This window comes from Bradyrhizobium sp. 187 (assembly GCF_023101005.1).
GTDB lineage: Bacteria > Pseudomonadota > Alphaproteobacteria > Rhizobiales > Xanthobacteraceae > Bradyrhizobium > Bradyrhizobium canariense_D.
The window spans coordinates 753820-776553 of record NZ_CP064693.1 but is presented as its reverse complement, the minus strand read 5'-3'; the positions used below and the strand labels follow the sequence as shown (position 1 = coordinate 776553).

Sequence of the window (22734 nt, the reverse complement as noted above, 5' to 3'; positions counted from 1 at the left end):
TCCATGCATATCGTCTGCCCTCATTGTACGACATCCTACGCCATCAAGCCCGCGAGCCTTGGGGCGAACGGCCGGACCGTGCGCTGTTCCCGTTGCAAGGAAACGTGGGTCGCCCATGCCGAGGATGCCATCGAGGAGGCATCTGTGCCGGCCATGGCCGCGGCCAGCCGGGCCGACGACCAGGCCGATCTCGCCGAGCAATGGAACTCCTATGCCCAGGACGACGGAGCCGCTGACGCGCCTGTCGTTGACAGCCCCTCGATCGCCAGCGACTGGCCGGACCAGGAAGCCGCCGACACCGAGGACGAATGGTCCGCGGCCGCCCGATCCGTTGAGGAGGAAGTCGGCGGCGAACAGCACCAGTCCTGGTTCCGTGGCCTGTTCGGCCGTCGCCGCGGCGCGCGAGTGCGCCGTCCGGCGGCCCCGCGAAAATCCCATTTCGGCCTGCCGACCGCCTGCGCCGCCATGGGCGCGCTGGTCCTGGCGCTGGTGATCTGGCGCGGAGACATGGTGCGGCTGCTGCCGCAGACGGCAGCCTTCTACAGGATGGTCGGCCTCGAAGTTAACCTGCGCGCACTCGCCTTCAAGGACGTCAAGCTCTCCAGCGAGACAGTAGACGGTAAGCAGGTGCTGGTGATCGAGGGCGTGATCGTGGGACAGGGCAAGAAGCCGCTCGACATTCCCCGCTTGCGCTTCGCAGTGCGCGACGCGCAAGGCGCGGAAATCTACGCCTGGAACGCCGTTCTGGAACAGACCGTATTACAGCCCGGCGAGCGCGCCTTCTTCCGCTCGCGCCTGGCCTCGCCGCCGCCGGAGGGCCGCAATATCGACGTTCGCTTCTTCAACCGGCGCGACATCGCCGGCGGCAGCGTATAATCGATTTCGCAGGTCTCGCAGGCAAAGTTGGTGGCGAGATTGATCCCAAGGTTGGTCTCATGTCCAAGATCCTGATCGCCGACGACGAGGATTCGATGCGCCAGCTGGTGGCGCGCGCCATCGCCATGGACGGCCACGAGATCGTCACCGCGCAAGACGGCGCCGAGGCGCTGGAGATCCTCACGCGCGCGGACGGCAGGTTCGACCTGCTGCTCACCGACATCCAGATGCCGGTGATGGACGGCATCGCGCTGGCGCTTTCCGTCGCACGCGATTTCCCCGATTTGACCATTCTGCTGATGACCGGCTTTGCCGACCAGCGCGAGCGCGCCTCGAACCTCAATGCGCTGGTGCATGACGTCGTGACCAAGCCGTTCTCGGTCGCCGACATCCGCACGGCGGTGGCGGACGCGCTGGCGGCGAAGAAGGGGTAGCGGCGTCGGGGCGCCACGTATTCCGCTGTCATGCCCCGGCTTGACCGGGGCATCCAGTAGCCGCAGCCTCTCGATTGAATCACAACCGTGTCGGAGTACTGGATCGCCCGGTCAAGCCGGGCAATGACAGAGAACTCAAAAATCCTTCAGCAGCCGCTCGATGTAATCGAGCTCGATCTGCGGGCGCGAGCTGTCCCCCAAGCGGCGGCGGAGCTCCTCGAGGATGCGGCGGACGCGCTGGGCGTCGATCTCGCCGGGGATCTTGACCGTGTAGTCGTCGCTCAGATCGCGGCCGTGAAGTGGGCGACCGAGCGGATCGGTCTGATTGCCGCCGCTCTGCTGACGACCGGGCCGGTTGCCGGGGCCATCGCCCTGCCCGTCGCCATCGCCCTGCTGCATCGCCTCGGCCATCTTCTGCGCGCCCTTGCGCAAGGCCTCGAGAGCTTTCCCCTGCGAGTCCACGGCACCATCCGAATTGCCTTCGCCGAGCTGCGAGCCGGCATCGCCCATGGCCCCGTCGGCGGCGTCCAGACTGCCGTCGTCATCGCCCTGGTCACCGTCCTGATCGCCATCCTGGCCCGGCTGTCCCTGCTCGCCCTGCTGACCCTTTTGCCCCTTCTGGCCCTGGCTCTTCTGGCCCTTTTGCCCCTTCTGCGTGAGGCCGCGCTTGGCGAGCTCGTCCTGCAGCTTCTTCAGGCGGTCGCGCAGCGACTGCTGATCCTGCTGGAGATCCGACATCGACTGGTCGCCCTGCTGCTTGCCGCGCGAGCGCTCACGCCGGGAATCCTGCCCCTGCTTGAAAGTCTTGTCGCGCAATTGCTGCTGCTTGCGGATCATGTCGCTGAGCTCGTTGAGCGCCTGCTCCATGTCGCTGTCGCCGGATTGCCCGGGCTGCGCCATCTGGAGGTTTTCCATGATCTGCGCGAGCTGCTCGAGCAGGCGCTGGGCCGCCTCGCGATTGCCTTCCTTCGCGGCCTTCTCGATCTGCTTCAACAGCTCGTCGAGATCGCGCTGCGTGATGACGGAACGATCGCGATTGGAGGATTGGCTCTTTTCCGTCGCGCGCTTGTAGTCCTCGAGCTTCTGAATCGCATCGGATTGATTGTTCAGGCTCCGTCCGGACTCCTTTTGCCTGAGGCTGTCGCCGGACTCCTGCATCGCCTTTTCCGCGCTATCGAGCAGCGCATCGGGATCCTGGTCCTGCTGGGCCGAGACGGCAGCGGGGAAGCCTCCCAGGAGGAGGGCAAGACAGGCGATCGAGATCGCCTTCACGACTGGCACGCGCGCTAGCTTCCGCATTTCCGGTCCCGCGTAAACTGATTGGCGCCGTCCTCGCCCCCCTTCGCCCGGCTGTTCGCCGACTTCCGATAGGCCTGCAGCTGCTGGCGCAAGACGTCCTGCTGCTGCGCCAGCTCTTCGAGCTGCTCGGGCTTGGCATGCTGGGTCTTCTGTCGCAGCTCGACCGCCTTGTCGAGGATGAGCTGAACCTCTGCCGGGAAAGGCTGCCGGGGTCCAAGCGGATTCTGCTCGGCGCGCCGGGCGAGATCGCGCACCTTGCCGGCCATCGCCTCGCGAAGCTTTTGCGTCAGCGCTTTGATCTCGTCCTCGCTGGCGCCGCGTTCCAGCGCCCGCTTGAGCGCGTCCTGAGCCGAGCGCAGCGCGGCGTTGACGCTGCCGGCGACACCGTCGTCCTCGATGGTGACCGCGAACGCCCACATGCTTCCCACTACATCGCGCAGCGCGTCGTCGGTGCGGGCGGCTTCCAGCTGCAGCGCCAGACTGCGCAGGCCGAGATAGCAGCCCGCATCCGGCGTGAACAATTCGGGTGCGATCATCAGCGCGTCGAGGGCGGCGTAGACATCCGAATTCTTGTTGGCGTCGAGCGCCAGGATGCGGCGCTGCTCGACCAGCGCGCGCGCGAGCAAGTTGGTGAACAGCCGCTCGGGCAGGCGCATGTTGAAGGGCTCGCTCTTGGCCTCGTTGCCGGCCTCGTCCTTGGCGGTGAGGGTCAGCGTGACATCGGCACCGGCATAGGGATCCTCGCTGAGGTCCTTCACCGTCTGACCGACGCCGTTGCGGGTGCGCGCATTCGGCAGCACGAGCGGGAATTGCGGCGGCTGGAATAGCGGCCGCGCGGCGGCCTTGGTGTCGGCCTCCTTGCTGCCATCCTTGACACCATCTTTGGTATCGGCGGCACGCAGGCCGATTTGCGCATCGGCGCCGGTGACGCCGTAATCGTCCTCGATCTTGTAGGTGAGCTGGAGTCCGCCACGGGCCTGGCGCTCGGGATCCTTGGCCAGCGCGATCGTCGGCGCGCGGTCCGGCGTTGCCGCAAACGCCCATTGCGGCTGGCCGGAGGGCGCGCGGACATGCGCGGTGCCGTCGCCGCTGATGGCAAAATGCTTCTCGTTGGTGCCCTTGGGCGCGGCTTCGGTGGGCGCTACTTCCTTGAGGCCGCCGGAGACGACAACATCAAGGCTGCCGCCGGAGGAGCGAACGATCAGGGTCGAGCCGGCGGGAACGGCAAGCGGACCGCTGGCCGGCAGCGCGGCGGCCTCCTTGTTCGCGGCCGACAGAATGACCGGCGGCTTGCCGGTGTAGAGCGGCGGCGTGACCCAGGCATCGACGCGAACATTCGTCGGGGCCAGCACGCCGTTCCAGTGGAAGGCGGCCCCGAGCCGCATCGCACGCTCGTCGCCGGCAGCGAAGAAGGTCGCAACCAGCATCACCATGACCAGCGCGCGCAGCGCCCAGGGATCATGCAGAGCGAGCCGGGGCTTCGGCAGACCGGCGCGGATGCGCTTGATCGAAGCCAGCGTGCGCTCACGCTGCGCCCGCCACAAGGCCTGCGCAACCGGGTCCTGCGAGCTCAGCGTGTCCGTCAGCGTGGTGGCCGGCCGGTGACGGATGCCGGAGCCGCGGTCGAGTCGGGCCAGCGCCTCCTCGCGGCTCGGCCAGCGGAAGCGACTCAACGGGAACAGGGTGACAATCGCGACGCCGGCGAAAACGACGAGACCGATGGCGCGGGCAATGGACGGCAGCGCCAGCCAGAGGCCGGCCCAGGACACCACCAGGAACAGACCGACGACGGTGAGAAGCCGCGCCAAATTTGGCCAGGCACGCTCCCACGCGATGGCATAAGTGGCCCGCTGCAGGGCTTGCGCCAGCTTCAGCCGCGACAGAGCGTCGCCATCGCGGATCGGGTCTGACGGGTCGGGGGTGACGCCGTTCAATCAACTCTCCAGGTTGCCCGGTAGAGAAGCGTACCACAACGGCAGCACTGAGGCATCCGTTCCTGTACGGGAGACACCCCTTTTCCCGCATAACACGAGGACGTGACTGGCCCGCCGCAACCCCGTAATTTCCGCGCCGACAGCCAAGGAAAACAAAGGAAACACCATGGACAAGAAGATGCACGACAAGGGCCTGGAAGTCCGCAAAGCAGTGTTGGGCGAGGCCTATGTCAACAACGCCCTGAAGACCGTCGACGACTTCAACCGTCCGTTCCAGGAGATGCTCAACGAATATTGCTGGGGCACGGTGTGGGGCCGCGAGGAGCTGCCGCGCAAGACCCGCAGCATGCTCAACATCGCGATGATCGCGATCCTCAATCGTCAGCACGAATTCCGCGCGCATCTGAAGGGTGCACTCACCAACGGCGTCAGCCGCGACGAGATCCGCGAGATCCTGATGCAGGTCGCAATCTATGGCGGCATGCCGGCCGCGGTTGACAGTTTTCGAATCGCGCGCGAGGTGTTCGCGGAGATCGACGGCAAGGCGTGAGGGGTGCCGGCGTGAAGGACGGGGACGCGACGTCCCCATGTCGTCCTGGCGAAAGCCGGACCCATAGCCACTGGCAGGTGTGGTTACGGGCACTCGGAGTTGCCACTTCGCGCCAAAACGTCTCCCTGGGGTAATGGGTCCTGGCTTTCGCCAGGAAGACACCGAGGATGGATACGGGCCGATCAACAACAACGAATAATCACCACAAGGAAACACCATGGACATCGGATTCATCGGCCTCGGAAATATGGGTTTCCCGATGGCACGGCGGCTGATCGAGGCCGGCCACCGGCTCGTCGTATTCGACACGCGCCAGGAGGTCGTCGACAAGCTGGTGGCGCGCGGCGCCACTGCGGCGACGTCGCCGAAGGACGTCGCCGACCAGGTCGAGACCGTCATGGCGAGCCTGCCTTCGCTGCAGGCTTCGCTCGCGGTTGCGACGGGGCCGAACGGCGTGATCGAGGGAAGCCGCGTCAAACGCTTCGTCGATCTCTCCACCGTCGGCTCAGCGATGGCGGTGAAGATTCACGGCCTGCTCGCCAAGCATGACATCGTGCAGATCGATTGCCCAGTTTCCGGCGGCGTCGGCGGCGCCGAGAAAGGCACTCTCGCGGTAATGGTCTCGGGGCCGAAGACCGAGTTCGAGCTGCTCAAGCCCGCGCTCGACGTCATCGGGAAAGTGTTCTTCATTGGCGAGAAGCCCGGCGCGGCGCAGACCATGAAGCTCGCCAACAACTTCTTGTCGGCCACCGCGATCGTGGCGACCTCGGAAGCGGTGGTGATGGGCGTCAAGGCGGGGCTCGATCCCGCCGTGATGATCGACGTCATCAATGCCGGCTCCGGCATGAACACCGCGAGCCGCGACAAGTTTCCGCGCTCGGTGCTGCCGCGCAGCTTCGACTTCGGCTTCGCCACGGGATTGATGGTGAAGGACGTGCGGCTGGCGCTGGAGGAGATGAAGCAGCTCGGCCTGTCGATGGAGGTCGCGGAGGCGGTCTGCCGGTTGTGGGAGACGGTCATCAGCACGGAAGGCGCCGAGTCCGATTTCACCGCGGCGATCAAGCCGATCGAGAAGAGGGCGGGCGTTGTGGTGGGCGGCAGGCCACCCGGCTAGCGCCAACACGACAGCGCAGCGCCGACGACCGGCGCTGCGCTGTCCTCCTTGGATCGATCTGCTACGAGCGGCGTCTGCCAAGTTCCGGAAGGTCGATCGGCTGCTCCAGTTGCAGGGAGGCCGAGCCCCCGCTGCATTTGATATACTTCTCGTCGCACCTGCGCATGCACCGTCTCTCGCTCGAGCATTTCGCAGAGGTATTGTTGCAGCTGACCCACGTAATGTCGCACCGTGTGACCCGGGCCGACGCGACGCCGGAGAGTCCGAGCACGAAGGCCACGCTGCAAGCTACGAAAAGCATGCGAAGCAGGCCGGCGCCGGCGAGTGAATCGTTCATTCGATCTCCTGTGTTGGCCGGGCACGTCTGCGCCTGCGGCCGGGTTTTTGACGAAGACGCAGTTCAAGCCTTGGCGAGATAGGGGATCGTGCCGGCCAAGTCCGTATCGTCGATCAACTGGAAGCGGCTCTCGCTGCCGCCCCTGCGCGCTGCCGCGAATCGGCCGTAGGCGGGATCAGTAACGAAGGACTCCGCCGCTTTCGCCGTGGGAAAAGACATGATCGCGATCAGCGATGTGTCGAGAGGGGCACCTTCAAGAGTTTTCACATTGCCGCTGCGGGAAAGATACTTGCCGCCATGCTTGTGCACCAGCTCGTGGACGGACGCGGCGTAGTCCGGCACCCACTTTCCGTCAGTCACTTTGATGTCCGCGATCAGATACGCTGTCATGTCGTGTCTCCTGGCTCGAGTTCAGCTCCGCGTTGAAGGGCGGGCATCACTTGGTGCCAGAACACGGCGCGGACTTGCCAGTACGGGAACTGTAGCGGGGCGATACAAATACTGAATTGCGCCGCCCTGGATCAGCTCGCCAGCTTGCGTTCCTTGGCGAACGGGCTAAGGCCGAGCCAACTTTGCATGGCCGCGGCAAGCTGCCGATCGCCGGTGAGCAGCATCCGCCGGCTTGCGGCGGCCGCCCGCACGGAATCGAGTCCCATCCAGATCGCCGTCATGGTGCGCAGATCAACCGACACGTAAAGGTCAACGTCGAAACCGGGATCAATCGAGCAGAGGTCGACACTGTCGTCGGGATCGACGATCAGCCACCACAATCGCTGCGTCGAAGGTAATTCCGGATACGCGAACTGCAGCACGCTGCGGCGGGTCGGCATCGGCGTCGTGTTCAAATTCCGCCGCATGTCCCACATCAACAGCTGGACATCGAGATGCTGAAGCGACAGATCCGACTCGATGCGGCGCTGGCCCCAGATGCCGAACGCCTCGACGATGGGGCCGAGTTCGCGTCCGGAAGCGGTCAGCTGATACTCGATCACGCCGCGCTCGGAAGCCGACGGCTGGCGGATGATGATGCCTGCAGCTTCGAGTTCCTTGAGGCGCTGGGAAAGCAGCGCAGGCGACATGCGGGGAACGCCGCGGCGCAACTCGTTGAACCGGGTCGAGCCGGCGACGAGTTCACGTAGCAGCACGACGGTCCAGCGCGTGCACAATATCTCGGCCGCCATCGCGACCGGACAGAACTGCCTGTAGCTGCCGATGGTCATGCGGGCCTCCGTGACAAGCGAAGGCGCAACCTTAGGGCCGCGGCGCGCGGCTTCCTAGTTCAGTTTCTGTATCAGCAGCGATTCATTCTCTGAACTGGCCGCGGACCGTGGTGAGCGTCTATTCGACCGGCATTGGCAAGCCGGCCGCCGCAATCGCGGCCCGCCGGACACAGGAGATTACCATGAAGAAATACGATTCAACGGCTTCCAGATTGCTCGTTTCGGTTCGCAGCGCCGCGATTTGCACCCTCGGCCTGGGCGTCGGCGTCATGCCGGCGTCCGCAGCCAATCTGACGAGGAGCATCGAGGTCAGCAGTGCTGCGGCCGAGGTGTGGTCCGTCATCGGGCCGTTCTGCGCGATCAAGGATTGGCTGCCGCCGGTGGGGCAGTGCATTGCGGACGGCAAGTCGCCGCCAACCCGGACGCTCGTCACCAGGGACGGCAAGGCCTCGTTCGTGGAGACGCAGACTGCGCGGAACGACAAAGACTACAGCTATTCCTACGCGTTCCTGTCGAGCCCACTGCCGGTGAGCCAGTACAAGTCGACCATCAAGGTCACGGCAAAGGGTGAAGGCGCATCGGTGGTGACATGGACCGGCATCTACACGCCCGACCCGGGGCGGGAGAAGGAAGCGGTCGATGCCCTCGGCGGCGTCTATGATTCCGGCCTCGCCGCAATCAGGGACCGGTTCAAGAAGTAGGGTCAATGCAGCGATGGGCGCAGCGCTAGCTGCGCTCATCGTGGACAATCACAGCCTCATAGCCACGGCGCCGGCGTATCCATCGCGATCAATTGCTCGACCTCGATGCGCGGACGCACGACCGCGTACTGGTCGCCCTTCACCAGCACTTCGGGCACCAGCGGCCGCGTATTGTAGGTGCCGGCCTGCACTGCGCCGTAGGCGCCGGCGGTCATGATGGCGATGAGGTCGCCGGGCTTTGGCGTCGGTAGCGTGCGATCGAGTGCGAGATAGTCGCCGGTCTCGCAGACCGGGCCGACGACGTCGGCCATGATGGTCGCGGCCCCCGTCGCAGGCTGCGTCACCGGCAGAATGTCGTGATGGGCCTCGTACAGCGTCGGGCGGATCAGATCGTTCATGGCGGCGTCGATGATGACGAAATTCTTGCCGTCACCGTGCTTCACATAGATCACCTTGGCGACCAGGATGCCGGCATTGCCGACGATCATGCGGCCCGGTTCGAACATCAGCGTGCAGCCGAGATTGTGGCTGACGCGCTTGACCATCGCGGCATAGGCGTCGGGCGCCGGCGGCGCCTCGCGGTCCATGTAATAGGGAATGCCGAGACCGCCGCCGAAATCGACATGCGAGATGTTGTGGCCGTCGGCACGCAGCGTCTGCACGAATTCGGAGAGGATGCGGAACGCGATCTCCATCTTGGAGAGGTCGGTGATCTGGCTGCCGATATGCACGTCGGTGCCTGTGACCTCGATGCCCGGCAGCTTCGCGGCGCGGGCATAGACCTCGCGGGCATGCGCGATCGGGATGCCGAACTTGTTCTCGGACTTGCCGGTCGAAATCTTCGCATGCGTGCCGGCATCGACGTCAGGATTGACACGGATCGAGATCCGCGCGGTCTTCCCGGTCTCGGTCGCAAGGCGCGACAGCAGCTCGAGCTCGGGCTCGGATTCGACATTGAGGCAGAGGATGTCGGCCGCCAGCGCAGCGCGCAGCTCGGCTTCCGTCTTGCCGACGCCGGAGAACAGGATCTTGCTTGCTGGAATGCCGGCGGCCAGCGCGCGCTTCAATTCGCCGCCGGACACCACGTCCGCGCCGGCGCCGAGCCTGGCCAGCGTGCGCAGCACCGACTGGTTGGAATTTGCCTTCATGGCGTAGCAGACCAGCACCTTCTCGCCCGCGAAGGCGTCGGTGAAAACGCGATAGTGCCGCTCGAGCGTCGCGGTCGAATAGCAATAGAACGGCGTGCCGACGGTTGCAGCCAGCTCGGACAGGTTCACCGCCTCGGCGTGCAGCACGCCGTTGCGATAGTCAAAATGATTCATGGCGTTGGCTCAGTTGCCCCAGCCTATCGGCTGGGTCTTTCGTCCAGGAGCGGGTCGAGGATAAACGGTTTCTTCCTGCCCTTGGTCGCCGCCGGTGCGGCGTCCGCGCCATAGGTGGGGTTGAACACGCTCGGCGTCTTCTGGGCTTCGGTCTCGGTATCGGTCGGCGGCGCGACGTTGGCCGTTGACGCGCTGGAGGCGGTCGGCGGCAGATCCAGCGGGCCCTTGCGGCCACAGCCGGCAAGCGCGAGCGCCGTCAGGCTCAAGACAATGATGGCCCACCCCGAGCCGGCCGGGCGAAACTTTGACGTCACGACGAAATCCCCACTACGCGCGGCGCACCATACAGAGATTGGCGCGCTCTGGCGAGACCCGGATGACCATGAAACATAAGCGAAATTTTGCTCCTCAGCCCAATTTTCGCTCTTTTTCCAGCCGCTTCAGCCAGGCCTTGGCCTGCGATGCCACGTTCTTCGGCGCGGTACCGCCGAAACTGGTCCGGCTCTTCACCGACGATTCGACCGAGAGCACGCCAAGCACGTCTTTCGTGATCTTCGCTTCGATTGCCTGCATCTCCCTCAGCGGCAGCTCGTGCAGCGCCACGCCGCCCTCGGCGGCTTTCGCGACGATGCGGCCGGTGACGTGATGGGCCTCGCGGAACGGCATCTTCAGCGTCCGCACCAGCCAGTCGGCAAGATCGGTCGCGGTGGCGTAGCCCTCGCCTGCAGCAAGCTTCATCTTCGCTTCATCAGGCACGAGATCTCGGACCATGCCGGTCATGGCGCGGATCGCGAGCGACAGCGCGGCGAAGCCTTCCATGGCGCCCTGCTTGTCCTCTTGCATGTCCTTTTGATAGGCGAGCGGCAGGCCCTTCATGACGATCAGCAGCCCATTGAGCGCGCCGATGACGCGGCCGGTCTTGGCGCGCACCAGCTCGGCGGCGTCAGGATTGCGCTTCTGCGGCATGATCGAAGATCCCGTGGTGAACTTGTCGCTGAGGCGGATCATGCCGACCAGCGGCGAGGTCCAGATCACGATCTCCTCGGCAAAGCGCGACATGTGCACGGCGCAGATCGAGGCCGCCGACAGCGTCTCCAGCACGAAGTCGCGATCGGAGACCGCATCGAGCGAGTTCGCCATCGGACGGTCAAAACCGAGCGCCTTCGCCGTGGCGTGACGGTCGATCGGGAACGAGGTACCGGCGAGCGCTGCAGCTCCGAGCGGGGACTCATTCAGCCGCTTGCGCGCGTCCTGGAAACGGCCGCGATCGCGCGCGGCCATCTCGACATAGGCGAGCAGATGGTGGCCGAAGGTCACCGGCTGCGCGGTCTGCAGATGCGTGAAGCCCGGCATGACCGTTCCGGCGTGCTCCAGCGCGCGCTCGACCAGCGCCTGCTGGAACGCGGCGAGCGAGGCGTCGGTCTCATCGAGGACATCGCGGACATAGAGACGGAAATCGGTCGCGACCTGGTCGTTACGCGAGCGCGCGGTGTGCAAGCGGCCGGCGGCAGGGCCGATCAGCTCGGACAGGCGGCTCTCGACATTCATGTGAATGTCCTCGAGCGCGCGCTTGAATTCGAAGGCGCCCTTGCCGATCTCTGACAAAATCGTGTCTAGACCCTTGCCGATATTTTTCGCATCAGAGTCCGTGATGATGCCCTGCGCGGCCAGCATTGCGGCGTGGGCCTTGGACGCGGCAATGTCCTGGGCAAAGAGGTGACGATCGACGTCGATGGAGACGTTGATCTCTTCCATGATCTCGTCGGGACGTTCCGAGAACCGGCCGCCCCACATCTTGTTGCTCATGATCCCCTGCTCACGCCTTGCCTGTGGCCGCCGCACGTTTGCTGACGGCTGCCAGCCGTATTAAGAGGCCTCTGATAGCCATATCTGCGACCGGATGACAAACGATATGCTCGACCCCAACGACAGGCTCGACCAAAGGACAGCACGGTCGGCCACGCGCCGTATCCCCGTGGTCATCGCCACCGTGGTGGTCGGGGGCCTGGCTGGCTTTGCCGCGCTGTACGGGCTGGGCCTGGGCCGGGCCCCCTCCGGCGATCCCGCCTGCCGGGCCGCGGTGAACACCGCACAGAAGATCGCGCCGCTTGCCCATGGCGAGGTGGCGGCGCTGACCATGGCGACCGCACCGCTAAAGCTGCCGGACCTGGCCTTCGAGGACGCCGACGGCAGGCCGAAGAAGCTGTCGGATTTCCGCGGCAAGACGCTGCTGGTGAACCTCTGGGCCACCTGGTGCGTGCCCTGCCGCAAGGAAATGCCGGCGTTGGACGAGCTCCAGGGCAAACTTTCGGGCCCGAATTTCGAGGTGGTGGCGATCAATATCGACACCCGCGACCCCGAGAAGCCCAAGACGTTTCTGAAAGAGGCCAATCTCATCAGGCTCGGCTATTTCAGCGATCAGAAAGCCAAGGTTTTTCAGGATCTTAAGGCGATAGGCCGGGCCTTGGGCATGCCCACCTCGGTGCTGGTCGATCCTCAAGGCTGCGAGATCGCGACGATCGCGGGGCCGGCGGAATGGGCGAGCGAGGATGCGCTCAAGCTGATCCGGGCTGCGACGGGCAAAGCCGCAGCGTCGTTCTAAGCGATGATGTTTTAGGCGGTGACGTTGAGGTTGCTGCCGACGCCAGCGCCGACATTGGCAAGCGAGGGCTGTCCGGCGCCGAGCAGCGTCAGGACGGTGGATTTCTCCGCATCCGCGTTCTGCTTCATCAGCGTCGCCGAGATATTCGACTGCAGCGCGCCTTGCTGAGAGGCCAGCATGCTGCTGACCATCGCCATCATGTCCATTACGCAAACCCTCGTACCGGCGGTAACCTAGAGGCGGGCGGTTAACGGGACATGAATTGTCGCGAGTCGCCGTAAGGTAGGCTTTCTCCGTCTCCCGGCTCTGCTGCGTATCGCTAACGCGCTGCGCAATGTCCCGGCACGAAACCCCTTATCTCGTCGGAATCGGCTTGGCGCCGCGGTAGTCGTAAAAACCGCGCTGGGTCTTGCGACCGAGCCAGCCCGCCTCGACGTATTTCACCAGCAGCGGGCACGGGCGGTACTTGGAGTCGGCGAGGCCCTCATGCAGCACCTGCATGATCGACAGGCAGGTATCGAGGCCGATGAAATCAGCGAGCTCCAGCGGGCCCATCGGATGGTGCGCGCCGAGCTTCATCGCCGCGTCGATCGCCTCGACGTTGCCCACGCCTTCGTACAGCGTGTAAATCGCCTCGTTGATCATCGGCAGCAGGATGCGGTTGACGATGAAGGCCGGGAAATCCTCGGAGACCGCGACCTGTTTGCCGAGCTTGCCTACGAATTCCTTTGACGCCTCGAAGGTCTGGTCGTCGGTGGCGATGCCGCGGATCAACTCCACCAGTTCCATCAACGGCACCGGATTCATAAAGTGAATGCCGATGAAGCGTTCGGGCCGGTCAGTGGCGGCGGCCAGCCGCGTGATCGAGATCGAGGAAGTATCGGAAGCGACGATCGCCTCGGGCTTCAACACAGCGCAGAGATCGTGAAAAATCTTGCGCTTGACCTCTTCCTTCTCGACGGCGGTCTCGATCACGAGATCGCAGTCCGCGAGATCGTCCAGCTTCTCGCCGGCTACGATACGCGCCATCGCCTTGGCTTTGTCGTCCTCGCTGACGGCCTTCTTGGAGACCTGGCGCGTCAAATTGCCGTTGATCGTGGCCATGCCTGACTTGAGGCGGTCGGTCGAAATATCGTTGAGCACCACGTCGAAGCCGGCCAACGCAGCGACATGCGCGATGCCATTGCCCATCTGCCCCGCGCCGATCACGCCGACCTTCTTGATTACTGCCGCCATAATGTCATCCACCGGAACGGCGCGCTATCAACCGCGCCTGCCTATCCCCCTGAGCCGGGAGGTCTGATTTAATCAGAACCCGGCCTCGAAACCTAGATTGGATCGCTTCGAAGGCGTGTCCCGCGCCAAAGAAAACGCCTCAAAAAGCAACACCGGCCGGAGTTTATAGCTCCGGCCGGTGTTTAGCGCGTTTTACTTGCCGAGCTTGCCGAGTTCGGCCGTCAGCTCCGGAACCGCTTGGTAGAGGTCGGCGACCAGGCCGTAATCAGCGACCTGGAAGATCGGCGCGTCCTCGTCCTTGTTGATCGCGACGATCACTTTGGAGTCCTTCATGCCGGCCAGATGCTGGATCGCGCCGGAAATGCCGACCGCGACATAGAGCTCGGGGGCCACGACCTTGCCGGTCTGGCCGACCTGCCAGTCGTTCGGCGCATAGCCCGCATCCACCGCCGCACGCGAAGCGCCGACACCGGCGCCAAGTTTATCGGCGAGCGGCTCGATGTACTTTGCGAAGTTCTCGCGGCTCTGCATGGCGCGGCCACCGGAGACGATGATCTTGGCCGAGGTCAGCTCGGGACGGTCACTCTTCGCGACCTCCTCGCCGACAAAGGACGACAGGCCCGGATCGGCCGCCGCCGCGACGCTCTCGACCGACGCGCTGCCGCCTTCACCCGCTGCGGCGAAGGTGGAGGTGCGCACCGTGATGACCTTCTTGGCGTCCTTCGACTTCACCGTCTGGACGGCGTTGCCGGCGTAGATCGGGCGCTCATAGGTGTCGGGGGCGATCACCTTGGTGATCTCCGAGACCTGCATGACGTCGAGCAGGGCCGCGACGCGCGGCATCACGTTCTTGAAGCGCGAGGTCGCGGGCGCGACGATGGCGTCATAGGACGGCGCCAGCGAGACGATCAGCGCGGCCAGTGGCTCGGCCAGATCGTGCGCGTAAAGCGCGCCGTCGGCGAGCAGCACCTTCTTCACACCGGCGAGCTTTGCGGCGGCGTCCGCCGCGGCCTTGGCGTTCTCGCCGGCCACCAGAACCTCGACGTCCGCGCCGAGCGCGGCCGCCGCGGTCAGGGCCTTGTTGGTCGCATCCTTGAGCGACGCATTGTCGTGTTCGGCAATCAGAAGCGTCGTCATCAGAGCACCCCGGCTTCGTTCTTGAGTTTCGACACCAGCTCGGCGACGTCCTTGACCTTGACGCCCGCCTTGCGGCCCGCCGGCTCGGTCGTCTTGAGAACCTCGAGGCGCGCGGTGAGATCGACGCCATAATCGGCGGCAGTCTTGTCCGCAATCGGCTTCTTTTTGGCCTTCATGATGTTCGGCAGCGAGGCGTAGCGCGGCTCGTTGAGACGGAGATCGGTGGTGACGATCGCCGGTCCCTTCAGCTTCACGGTCTGCAAGCCGCCGTCGACTTCGCGGGTGACCTTGAAGTCGCTGCCTTCGACCTCGAGCTTCGAGGCGAAGGTCGCCTGCGACCAGCCGAGCAGCGCGGCCAGCATCTGGCCGGTCTGATTGCTGTCGTCGTCGATCGCCTGCTTGCCGAGAATGATGAGGCCCGGCTGCTCTTCGTCCGCAATCTTCTTCAGGATCTTGGCGACCGCGAGCGGCTCGACCGCACCCTCGGCCTTCACCAGGATGCCGCGATCGGCGCCCATGGCGAGACCGGTGCGGATCGTTTCCGACGCCTGCGCCGGTCCGATCGAGACCACCACGACTTCGGTCGCCTTGCCGGCTTCCTTCAGGCGCAGCGCTTCTTCGACCGCAATTTCGTCGAACGGGTTCATCGACATTTTGACGTTGGCGAGTTCAACACCCGATCCATCGCTCTTGACGCGGACCTTGACGTTGTAATCGACCACCCGCTTTACCGGCACCAAGACCTTCATCGATCCTCTTTCACTCAATCTGGGAGGGGGTTATCAACTGGCGCGGAACCTAAAGGCCTGATCCGGCCCGGTCAACGCGCGAAGGGGTCTAATTTTGGCGCCCAGAAATGCGCGGCCCAATGGGTCAGCGATTCTGGCCCGGAACCCAGAGCACGTCGCCGGCGCCGTCTTCGTTGACCGCGCGGCTGGCCACGAACAGGAAGTCCGACAGGCGGTTCATATACTGGATGCCAGCGGCACCAACAGGTTCTTCCGGCCGGGCCGCCAGTTCCACCATCACGCGTTCCGCCCTGCGGCAAATCGTACGGGCGACATGGAGGTAGGCGGCGGCTGGCGTGCCGCCCGGCAGCACGAAGGAGGTCAGAGGTGCCAGCTTGTCGTTGAGCGCGTCGATGTCGCGCTCGAGCCGCTCGACCTGGCTTGCCACCACCCGCAGCCGCTCCGCCTTGCCCTCACGTTCGGGCACCGCGAGGTCCGCGCCGAGGTCGAACAGATCGTTCTGGATGCGGCCAAGCATCGCGTCGAGCTCGGGCGCATCCCCGGTGTGAAGCCGGACCACGCCGATCGCAGCATTGGTCTCGTCGACAGTCCCATAGGCCTCGATGCGCAGATCGTATTTCGGCCGGCGCTCGCCCGAGCCGAGCGCTGTCGTGCCGTCGTCACCGGTTTTCGTATAGATGCGGTTGAGCACGACCATGTTAACGCCCCATCGCCCACACGGCGGCCATCGCGATGACGATCGCCACGAACTGAAGCAGCACGCGCCAGCGCATCAGCTTCTGCGAGGTGTTGGGCGAGCCGCCGCGCATCATGTTGATGAGACCGAGCAGCAGCACCAACGCCACGGCGCCGACCGCAATCGGCAGGATGAAAGTACTCAGGAGAGATGCCATTCGAGGGTAAATAACACCCTCCGCGCCGGTCCGCCATGGCGTTCCCGATCTGGCTTTTAAGCCAATAATATCAGAAGCTAGCTGGATGAATCTGGATTTGCGCCAATTGCCTATCCTCTTGACCTATCCCCGCCTGCGGGGAGAGGTCGGAATGCGTTTCCCGCGCGCGGGAAGCGGAAGCAGCAACAGCAGTGCAGGTGGTGCGTGAAGGCAATCCGCACCATCTACCTTGTCGTAATGGACGCGTTCTACACGTTCCTCGCCGATGACGGCTGGGCGATCGCGAGCCACATCGCGCTGTCGACGCTGATGGCGCTATTCCCGTTCCTGATCGTCCTGACATCGCTCGCCGGCTTCTTCGGCTCCAAGGAACTCGCCGATCAGGCTGCGAGCCTCATGCTCCAGGTCTGGCCCAAGCAGGTCGCGGATTCGATCTCGGGGGAAGTCCACGACGTGCTGACCACGACCCGCACCGGCCTATTCACCATCGGCGCGGTGCTGTCGGTCTACTTCGCCTCCAACGGCGTCGAGGCGCTGCGGGTCGCACTGAACCGCGCCTATGCGGTCGTGGAGATGCGGCCCTGGTACTGGCTACGGCTGGAATCGATCGCCTACACGCTGATTGCGGCCTTCACCGCGCTCGCCATGGCATTCCTGATCGTGCTCGGGCCGCTGCTCATCGAGGCCGCGCGTGCGCACATCCCGCTGTTCGTTGAATCCAACGAGAGGATCCTCACCTGGCTGCGCTACGGCATCACCGTTGGCGCGTTGGTGGTGGCGCTGATGATCCTGCATACCTGGCTGCCGGCGGGACGGCGCCGGTTCCTCCAGATCCTGCCCGGCATCGTCTTCACCATCGTGGCGTCGCTGATCTCGGGCATCGTGTTCGGGCAATATCTGGCGCGCTTCGCCAATAATTACGTGACGATGTATGCGGGGCTCGCCTCGGTGATCATCGCGCTGGTGTTCCTGTATTTCATCGCCGCGATCTTCGTTTACGGCGGCGAGCTCAACGCCGCGATCATCAAGTCGCGGCTTCCTCACGGCGTGTCGCTGCAAGCAGCGCAGTCGCTAGCGCCCGCGGAGACACAGGCTTGACCAGAAAGGCGTCGGCGCCGGCCTCGCGTGAGGCGACTTCATCTTCGCCCCGACCTGACACCCCGATGATGGGGATCTGAGCCAGCGGCGTCGCCATGGTGCGGATCCGCCTGATCGCCTCGACGCCATTGATGCCCGGCAGCACCATATCCATCAGCACCGCGTCGAAGGCGCCCTGCGCGAGCCGGTTCACCGCGTCCTCGCCGCGCCCGATGAACTCGGCATGATGACCGAGTTCGGTCAGGATGGTGTTGAGCACAACGCGGCCGAACGGATTGTCCTCGACGCTGAGCAAGCGCAGCGCCGGAACCGCATCCATCTCGGCTTCGCCCTTCGACTTGCGGGACTTGCCCGATCCCGTGGCACACACCGACACCGTCAATGTGAAGGTGGCGCCACCGCCGGGCCGAGGCGCGACCGTGATGTCGCCGCCCATCGCGCGCGCCAGTTGCTTCACCGACGACAGGCCCAGTCCGGCGCCGCCGAAGCGCGAGGCAATGGTGACATTGGCTTGGGTAAACGGCCGGAACAGCCGTTTGATCTCGGCCATGGTGAGGCCGATGCCGCTGTCGGACACCGCGAAGGCGACACCGACGCTGCCTTTGCCCTTTGCTTTGCCTTTGCTCTTGGTCTTGTCCTTGCTCTTGACGGAACGCCAAGGCGCGACCGTGAGCGCCACGCCGCCGTGCTCGGTGAATTTCACGGCATTGTCGATCAGGTTCTCGAGCGCGGCGCGCAGGCGGACGGGATCACCGACCACCAGCCCCGGCAGCTTCTCCGAGATATCGACCTCAGCCTGGAGACCCTTGGCCGCGGCGCGACCGGCCAGCGAATCGCCGGCGTTGCGGGCGAGCGTCCGCAGGTCGAACAAATCCTGCCGCAGCGAGCTTCCACCCCCGACCCCCTTCCCGGTCCCCTTGCCACTTCGGGCGGCATCGACGAACAGGGTGGCAAGGTTCGCCAGATGCTCGGCCCCGGCCTTGATCGTGTCGGCCCAGCGTCTTTCCCGTTCCCCGAGATCCGAAGTCGCGAGCAGGTCGCTGATCGCGAGAATGCCGGTCAGGGGGGTGCGGACCTCATGGGCAAAGGCGGCAAGCGCGGCTTGGACGACGTCCAGCTCGACCCGCTTGGTGCTGCGCTTGCGCAACCGGGCAGTCGGCCCGGAGCGCTTCCGAGCCACTCGCTTGGACGTCCCCGTAGTGCGCGCTGCGCGCGTTTTCGCCGCCATAACTCCCCTTCGAAGTATCCCCTTCGAACCCCGCGCTGTCAGGCGAGCATGGCACGGCGGAACACCCGGAGTCACGGCGCCGTTTGGCTAACCCCCAGAGAAACTTAACCTAATCCCACCAACCGGCGGATACCGGCCGGCGTGGCGCCGCCGGCGCGCAGTTCACGAAGGCCGGTCGAGCTGGTTGATTTCGACAGCTTCCGGCCGCGCTCGTCGCGAAGTAGCCCGTGGTGGCGGTAGACGGGTTCGGGCAGGTGGAGCAGAACCTGAAGCAGACGGTGGACCGAAGTGGCGTGGAACAGGTCCTGGCCCCGCACGATCTCGCTGATGTCCTGGAGCGCATCGTCGACAACAACGGACAGATGGTAGCTCGTCGGCGTCTTCTTGCGGGCCACAATGACGTCGCCCCAGGCTTCTGGCCGCGCCGGGACGACGCCACGCTCACCATCCGGCCCCTCGCCCAGTTCGTTCCAGCTCAGGCCCACAGCGCGGCGGCAGGCGGCTGCCATGTCGAGCCGAAGCGCGTAAGGCGCACCGGTGTCGATGAGGCGGTCGCGCTCGTCCGCGGACAGCGATCTGGCGGCGCCGGGATAGAGCGGCACGCCGTCGGGATCGCGCGGCCACGGCCCATCCGCTTCACGCGCCTTAACCAGCCTTGCGATCTCGGCGCGGCTTTCGAAGGCTGGATAGACCAGGCCGAGCGCCAAGAGCCTGTCCAGCGCCGTCCGATACGCATCGAGATGCTCCGACTGCCGCCGCACCGGCGTCTCCCAGGCGATGCCGAGCCAGGCGAGGTCTTCGTAGATCGCTGTCTCATATTCCGGCCGGCAACGCGTCGCGTCGATGTCCTCGATCCGCAGCAACAGCCGCCCACCGGTCTCGCGCGCGCGGTCGGAATTGAGCAGCGCGGAATAAGCGTGGCCGAGATGCAGGTAGCCATTCGGGCTGGGGGCAAATCGGAAAACGGGTGGCGACATGCTTCGGAACTCATCATGGCCGGGCATAGCCGTCTAGACGGATGGCGTCGCTTCCGCTCGCCTGTGTCCCGGCCATCCACGTTCTTCGGAGCGGCGCACCGATCGTGTCAAGGTCCCCGAGAATGCGATGATCACCAGCCGTGCTAACAATGATGCACGTTGGAAAGACGTGGATGGCCGGGTGGAAGCCCGGCCATGACGCCGGAGAGAGTTGACGATTGCCATGACCATCCACCTCGAAACCCAATCCGATCTCGAAGAGGCCGTCCACGCGCTGGTCAAGCGCGATCCGCGCCTGAAGCCAGTGCTGGCGACTGCCGGCATGCCGGCGTTGCGGCGGCGCGAGCCGGGTTTTGCGGGGCTTGCCCACATCGTCTGCGGGCAACAGCTCTCGACTGCGAGCGCCGCGGCGATCTGGGGACGGTTGTCCGCCGCGTTCGATCCGTTCGACCACGAGGCTGTCCGCCGCGCCCGCACCGACCGGCTGGGGCGGCTCGGCCTGTCCGCCGCCAAGATCAAGACGCTGAAACATCTCGCGCGCGAGATCACCGCAGAACGGCTGAACCTCGACGTGCTCGCGGAAGAAGACGCTGATGCCGCGCATCACACGTTGATCGCACTGCCCGGCATCGGACCCTGGACCGCGGACGTCTATCTGCTGTTCTGCCTCGGCCATGGCGACGCCTGGCCGGCCGGCGACCTCGCCGTGCAGGAAGGCATCCGCATCGGGCTCGGCTTGCAGGCGCGGCCAACGGAGAAGCAGATGGCGCCGCTCGCCGAACCCTGGCGCCCCCTGCGCGGAGCGGCGGCACATCTGTGGTGGAGCTATTATCGCGCGGTGAAAAAACGCGAAGGCGTCATCGCGGGATCAACCTAGAGCTAGTTCCGTTCCGATGGAATCGGAACGGGGCTCTAGTGTTTTGTTTTGACGCGTTTTCTTGACGCGAACCGGTGTCCACTTCGCTCGAACACGCTCTAGCCCCGCAGCCCGACGCGATCGGTCCGGGCGCAATCGGCGACGAAGTCGATGACGGCCCGCACTGCCGGCAGTTCGACGAGGTCGGGATGGGCGAGCAGCCACAGGTCCGCCACGCTGGCGAGCTTCTGCGGCGCGACACGCACAAGATCGGGATAGCTTTCGGCGACAAAGCACGACAGGGCGGAGATTCCGAGTCCGGCGCGGACCGCCGCCAGCATGTCGCCCTGGGACGAGCAGCGCATCACCACCCAGGCCTGACGCGTGACGACGTCGCTCCAGCGCGCAAGCTGGAGATTGGAGGTCTGATCGGCGAAACCGATGACGCTGTGCCCCTTCCACTCGCCGCGCCGTTCCGGCAAGGACCGCCCGCCGGCGTAGCCGCGCGAGGCGTAGAATCCCGTGCCGAGACGGCCGATCTTGCGGCCGACCAGATTTTCCTCGCCGCTGTCGAAGGGCCGCAACACCACGTCCGCCTCGCGCCGGCGCACGCTCGCCGGAAACGGATGGGTGATGATCTCGAGCTGGACGTGATCGTGCGCGCGCAGGAACGCAGGCAGGCGCGGCATCAGCCAATGCGAGGCCAGCGTTGCGCCGATCGATAGCTTGACGGTCCCGCGCGCCTTATGCCCTCCGGCCGAGACTGCCGTCTCCGCCCGCAGCGCGGCCGCCGCCATTACCTCGGCGTGCTCGCGCAGCGTCCGTCCATCCGCCGTCAGCGCAAGGCCGTCGGCGGCACGCGCCACCAGCCTGGTGCCGAGCTGGGCTTCCAGCGCCGCAATCTTGCGGCTGACGGTGGGATGGCTGCTGTGCAGCCGGCGCGCCGCGCCGGTGAAGCTGCCGGTATCGGCGACCGCGAGGAAGGTCTTGCAAAGGTCCCAGTCCATGAGCGGCCTCTGTTCAAATCTGAAAAGTCGTCCGTTCAATATTGAACGATAAGAGGCCCCACTCCAACCCCTATAATGACGTCAAATGAAACATGGGCGGCAACTCGCCCGCGACAATCAAAGAAGGAAACGCCTCGTCATCCGCCTGCCGGCGGGCTGCGTTTCCGGGAGGACATCATGGCGCTGCCCGCTCTCTTGAAGGATTCGCTCGAGCTGCCCGTGGTCGGCTCGCCGCTCTTCCTCGTCTCCGGCCCTGAGCTGGTGATCGCCCAGTGCAAGGCCGGCGTGGTCGGCTCGTTTCCGGCACTCAATGCCCGTCCGGTGGAAAAGCTCGACGAATGGCTGAGCCGCATCGAGGACGAACTCGGCGAATACAAGTCGCGCAATCCCGGCAAGAAGGTCGCACCCTACGCCGTCAACCAGATCTGCCACGCCTCCAACGACCGGCTGATGAAGGACATGGAGACCTGTGTGAAGCACAGGGCGCCCATCATCATCACCTCGCTGCGACCGCCCGCCGAGCTCGTCGAGGCCGCACACTCGTACGGCGGCCTCGTGTTCCACGACGTCATCAACGTCAAGCACGCGCGCAAGGCCGCCGAGCAGGGCGTCGACGGTCTGATCCTGGTCTGCGCCGGCGCTGGAGGACATGCAGGAACGCTCTCGCCTTTCGCACTGGTACGCGAGGTCAAACAATGGTTCGACGGTGCGATCCTGCTGTCGGGCGCAATCAGCGACGGCTTCGCGATCGCCTCCGCGCTGACGCTGGGCGCCGACCTCGCCTATATGGGCACGCGCTTCATCGCGACGAAGGAAGCCAACGCTGACGAAGCCTACAAGTCGGCGCTGACGCAGCACACCGCGCATGACATCGTCTACACCAACCTCTTCACCGGCGTGCACGGCAACTATCTCGGGCCTTCGATCGCCGCGGCCGGGCTCGATCCGGACAATCTGCCGGCGGCCGACAAGACGAAGATGAATTTCGGCTCCGGCGGCAACATGAAGTCCAAGGCGTGGCGCGACATCTGGGGCTCGGGCCAGGGTATCGGCCAGATCGCCGACGCGCCGCCGGTCGCCGAGCTCGTCGACCGGATGAAACGGGAATTCGACCAGGCCCGACAGGATTTCCTGATGCGCGTCAGCGCCTGACGTCTCGGACCG

At 65.1% G+C, this 22734-nt stretch carries 25 protein-coding genes; 9 read left to right on the top strand and 16 right to left on the bottom strand.

The genetic code is table 11. From position 1 onward, the window contains the following. Positions 1–3: 3 nt before the first annotated feature. Both IVB19_RS03790 and IVB19_RS03785 read left to right on the top strand, forming a co-directional pair. Positions 4–876 carry an MJ0042-type zinc finger domain-containing protein gene (locus IVB19_RS03790; RefSeq protein ID WP_026232495.1) on the top strand — a complete coding sequence of 291 codons (873 nt, stop codon included), beginning with the start codon at positions 4–6 and terminating at the stop codon, positions 874–876. Between the two features lie 59 nt (positions 877–935). Then, complete coding sequence (locus IVB19_RS03785) at positions 936–1310, top strand: response regulator (RefSeq protein WP_018453253.1); 375 nt, start codon at positions 936–938, stop codon at positions 1308–1310. A 135-nt stretch (positions 1311–1445) separates the two neighbouring features. Here the strand turns inward: IVB19_RS03785 and IVB19_RS03780 are convergent, their stop codons facing one another. Both IVB19_RS03780 and IVB19_RS03775 read right to left on the bottom strand, forming a co-directional pair. Then, the gene (locus IVB19_RS03780; RefSeq protein ID WP_085350740.1) at positions 1446–2609 is read right to left on the bottom strand and encodes a DUF4175 family protein; all 1164 of its coding nucleotides are present in this window, start codon (positions 2607–2609) and stop codon (positions 1446–1448) included. After that, a complete protein-coding gene (locus IVB19_RS03775; protein ID WP_018453251.1) occupies positions 2597–4543 on the bottom strand; it encodes a TIGR02302 family protein in 1947 nt (648 codons plus the stop codon). Before IVB19_RS03775 ends, IVB19_RS03780 begins: the two co-directional genes overlap by 13 nt. A 166-nt stretch (positions 4544–4709) precedes the next feature. On the opposite strand from IVB19_RS03775, the gene IVB19_RS03770 reads away from it, so the two are divergent. Beyond that, positions 4710–5093 carry a carboxymuconolactone decarboxylase family protein gene (locus IVB19_RS03770; protein ID WP_007597318.1) on the top strand — a complete coding sequence of 128 codons (384 nt, stop codon included), beginning with the start codon at positions 4710–4712 and terminating at the stop codon, positions 5091–5093. Between the two features lie 217 nt (positions 5094–5310). Next, the gene (locus tag IVB19_RS03765; RefSeq protein WP_018453250.1) at positions 5311–6207 is read left to right on the top strand and encodes an NAD(P)-dependent oxidoreductase; all 897 of its coding nucleotides are present in this window, start codon (positions 5311–5313) and stop codon (positions 6205–6207) included. Positions 6208–6607: 400 nt separating this feature from the next. Here the strand turns inward: IVB19_RS03765 and IVB19_RS03760 are convergent, their stop codons facing one another. Both IVB19_RS03760 and IVB19_RS03755 read right to left on the bottom strand, forming a co-directional pair. Continuing rightward, positions 6608–6934: a DUF1330 domain-containing protein gene (locus IVB19_RS03760; protein ID WP_018453248.1), complete on the bottom strand. Its 327-nt coding sequence runs from the start codon at positions 6932–6934 to the stop codon at positions 6608–6610. A gap of 131 nt (positions 6935–7065) precedes the next feature. Continuing rightward, positions 7066–7764, bottom strand: coding sequence for a winged helix-turn-helix transcriptional regulator (locus IVB19_RS03755; protein WP_018453247.1), 699 nt, complete (start codon positions 7762–7764; stop codon positions 7066–7068). A gap of 182 nt (positions 7765–7946) precedes the next feature. Between IVB19_RS03755 and IVB19_RS03750 the strand changes: the two genes are divergently transcribed. Then, complete coding sequence (locus IVB19_RS03750; protein WP_026232494.1) at positions 7947–8465, top strand: SRPBCC family protein; 519 nt, start codon at positions 7947–7949, stop codon at positions 8463–8465. 56 nt (positions 8466–8521) lie between these two features. On the opposite strand, the gene lysA is transcribed toward IVB19_RS03750, so the two are convergent. The 3 genes from lysA to argH all read right to left on the bottom strand — a co-directional run bounded on the left by lysA (position 8522) and on the right by argH (position 11593). Beyond that, the gene (lysA, locus tag IVB19_RS03745; RefSeq protein WP_018453245.1) at positions 8522–9787 is read right to left on the bottom strand and encodes a diaminopimelate decarboxylase; all 1266 of its coding nucleotides are present in this window, start codon (positions 9785–9787) and stop codon (positions 8522–8524) included. Positions 9788–9810: 23 nt separating this feature from the next. Continuing rightward, complete coding sequence (gene lptM, locus IVB19_RS03740) at positions 9811–10101, bottom strand: LPS translocon maturation chaperone LptM (RefSeq protein ID WP_007615309.1); 291 nt, start codon at positions 10099–10101, stop codon at positions 9811–9813. Positions 10102–10195: 94 nt separating this feature from the next. Then, positions 10196–11593 (bottom strand): argininosuccinate lyase, encoded by a 1398-nt coding sequence (argH, locus tag IVB19_RS03735; RefSeq protein ID WP_018453243.1) that lies wholly within the window; start codon positions 11591–11593, stop codon positions 10196–10198. A 106-nt stretch (positions 11594–11699) separates the two neighbouring features. Between argH and tlpA the strand changes: the two genes are divergently transcribed. Beyond that, positions 11700–12389 carry a thiol:disulfide interchange protein TlpA gene (gene tlpA, locus IVB19_RS03730; protein ID WP_026232493.1) on the top strand — a complete coding sequence of 230 codons (690 nt, stop codon included), beginning with the start codon at positions 11700–11702 and terminating at the stop codon, positions 12387–12389. 11 nt (positions 12390–12400) lie between these two features. Here tlpA and IVB19_RS03725 read toward each other — a convergent pair whose 3' ends face one another. The 6 genes from IVB19_RS03725 to IVB19_RS03700 all read right to left on the bottom strand — a co-directional run bounded on the left by IVB19_RS03725 (position 12401) and on the right by IVB19_RS03700 (position 16404). After that, the gene (locus IVB19_RS03725) at positions 12401–12595 is read right to left on the bottom strand and encodes a hypothetical protein (protein ID WP_007615312.1); all 195 of its coding nucleotides are present in this window, start codon (positions 12593–12595) and stop codon (positions 12401–12403) included. 148 nt (positions 12596–12743) lie between these two features. Continuing rightward, complete coding sequence (locus tag IVB19_RS03720) at positions 12744–13625, bottom strand: 3-hydroxybutyryl-CoA dehydrogenase (protein ID WP_018453241.1); 882 nt, start codon at positions 13623–13625, stop codon at positions 12744–12746. Between the two features lie 192 nt (positions 13626–13817). Continuing rightward, positions 13818–14762, bottom strand: a complete 945-nt coding sequence (locus IVB19_RS03715; protein ID WP_018453240.1) for an electron transfer flavoprotein subunit alpha/FixB family protein — start codon at positions 14760–14762, stop codon at positions 13818–13820. Next, on the bottom strand, positions 14762–15511 hold the full coding sequence (locus tag IVB19_RS03710) for an electron transfer flavoprotein subunit beta/FixA family protein (RefSeq protein ID WP_018453239.1): 750 nt from the start codon (positions 15509–15511) through the stop codon (positions 14762–14764). Before IVB19_RS03710 ends, IVB19_RS03715 begins: the two co-directional genes overlap by 1 nt. 124 nt (positions 15512–15635) lie before the next feature. Then, positions 15636–16208, bottom strand: a complete 573-nt coding sequence (locus tag IVB19_RS03705) for a cob(I)yrinic acid a,c-diamide adenosyltransferase (RefSeq protein ID WP_018453238.1) — start codon at positions 16206–16208, stop codon at positions 15636–15638. 1 nt (position 16209) lies between these two features. Beyond that, entirely contained in the window at positions 16210–16404 is a 195-nt protein-coding gene (locus tag IVB19_RS03700) for a twin transmembrane helix small protein (protein WP_018453237.1), read from the bottom strand. Positions 16405–16608: 204 nt separating this feature from the next. Here IVB19_RS03700 and IVB19_RS03695 point away from each other — a divergent pair, with 204 nt between their 5' ends. Further along, positions 16609–17502 carry a YihY/virulence factor BrkB family protein gene (locus IVB19_RS03695; protein WP_026232492.1) on the top strand — a complete coding sequence of 298 codons (894 nt, stop codon included), beginning with the start codon at positions 16609–16611 and terminating at the stop codon, positions 17500–17502. Here IVB19_RS03695 and IVB19_RS03690 read toward each other — a convergent pair. After that, positions 17429–18730: an ATP-binding protein gene (locus IVB19_RS03690; RefSeq protein WP_026232491.1), complete on the bottom strand. Its 1302-nt coding sequence runs from the start codon at positions 18728–18730 to the stop codon at positions 17429–17431. The two genes, IVB19_RS03695 and IVB19_RS03690, sit on opposite strands and share 74 nt — an antisense overlap. A 104-nt stretch (positions 18731–18834) precedes the next feature. Further along, entirely contained in the window at positions 18835–19707 is an 873-nt protein-coding gene (gene gluQRS / locus IVB19_RS03685; RefSeq protein ID WP_026232490.1) for a tRNA glutamyl-Q(34) synthetase GluQRS, read from the bottom strand. A 223-nt stretch (positions 19708–19930) separates the two neighbouring features. On the opposite strand from gluQRS, the gene IVB19_RS03680 reads away from it, so the two are divergent. After that, on the top strand, positions 19931–20584 hold the full coding sequence (locus IVB19_RS03680; RefSeq protein WP_085361089.1) for a DNA-3-methyladenine glycosylase family protein: 654 nt from the start codon (positions 19931–19933) through the stop codon (positions 20582–20584). Positions 20585–20682: 98 nt separating this feature from the next. Here IVB19_RS03680 and IVB19_RS03675 read toward each other — a convergent pair whose 3' ends face one another. Continuing rightward, positions 20683–21570 carry a LysR family transcriptional regulator gene (locus IVB19_RS03675; protein WP_018453232.1) on the bottom strand — a complete coding sequence of 296 codons (888 nt, stop codon included), beginning with the start codon at positions 21568–21570 and terminating at the stop codon, positions 20683–20685. Positions 21571–21747: 177 nt separating this feature from the next. On the opposite strand from IVB19_RS03675, the gene IVB19_RS03670 reads away from it, so the two are divergent. Then, on the top strand, positions 21748–22722 hold the full coding sequence (locus IVB19_RS03670) for an NAD(P)H-dependent flavin oxidoreductase (RefSeq protein ID WP_018453231.1): 975 nt from the start codon (positions 21748–21750) through the stop codon (positions 22720–22722). Positions 22723–22734: the final 12 nt, after the last annotated feature.